This is a genomic window from Tolypothrix campylonemoides VB511288_2, assembly GCF_045999855.1.
Taxonomy (GTDB): domain Bacteria; phylum Cyanobacteriota; class Cyanobacteriia; order Cyanobacteriales; family Nostocaceae; genus Scytonema; species Scytonema bouteillei_A.
On record NZ_JBFPMW010000029.1, the window covers coordinates 1 to 812 of the forward strand.

The following is an 812-nucleotide window of genomic DNA, read 5'->3' on the forward strand; positions in this document are numbered from 1 at the left end:
AATAACTAAATGAATCTTTATAACTCAAATAAAACGCCTCCAGAAATCACGCGCTCTTTGGCGTTTTAGTTTTATGAGCGATCACGGTATGGAGCCGAGATCCGACCAAAAACCTGCACTCCGGGTCTGAAAACCCTTGCCTTATCTTGAATCGCAATCAAAAAATTTAATGGCATAGCCTTGACCGAGAAATACCTTTGCGAGGTATTCGTTCTAAAATGCGATCACACTTGCAGCCATCAACAGCAGCAAAACCAGTGTTGGTCTGCAATAAGAGTTTGCATACACATTGTTGAACCTCTAATAGCTTAGGAGTTGCACCCATGAGGTCTGCCAATAATCGCAGAAGCTTCGAGTTCAAACGCCGAATTGACGATACCGTATATCGCTTTCATCCTTGCGAACCACTCCACGGTCAGTCGGCTTGGAAGCGCGAAGACCTCGAGTTATGGGTAACGAAAGTTAATGGACACGGTTGGGTATGCGTGAATGCGGAGTTTGAGATCCTTGGAGTTCCTTGGGCAGTCGCCTTGGAGACACAGGATTCCATGCCACCAGATGGCATATGGGTTAGTCGAAAGGGAGACAAATCGTATGTTTATGAACTCGTTTACCTGTAGCCATAGACACGCAAAGTTTATACCAAAGTAATAATTTTGCTTAAAAATTGCCGAAACCTATATATAGCAAGAATTTCCAGACCCGGAGTGCAGCTCTTAGGTGGAATACTGCACCACTAGCTTGTTTATAACAAAAAGGGACAGCAAGTTCGATTTGTTGGTTTAAAGTTTGTTGTGTCAGTATCTTAGTAC

The 812-nt window shown here is 43.5% G+C and carries 1 protein-coding gene; it reads left to right on the forward strand.

The features are described 5' to 3' along the window. The first annotated feature begins 323 nt into the window (after positions 1–323). Positions 324–620, forward strand: coding sequence for a hypothetical protein (locus AB0756_RS39965; RefSeq protein WP_038124277.1), 297 nt, complete (start codon positions 324–326; stop codon positions 618–620). Positions 621–812 lie beyond the last annotated feature (192 nt).

Bases quoted from the DNA above. Each gene is read 5' to 3' on its own strand.
- AB0756_RS39965 (WP_038124277.1), top strand. From the start codon at position 324: ATGAGGTCTGCCAATAATCGCAGAAGCTTCGAGTTCAAACGCCGAATT.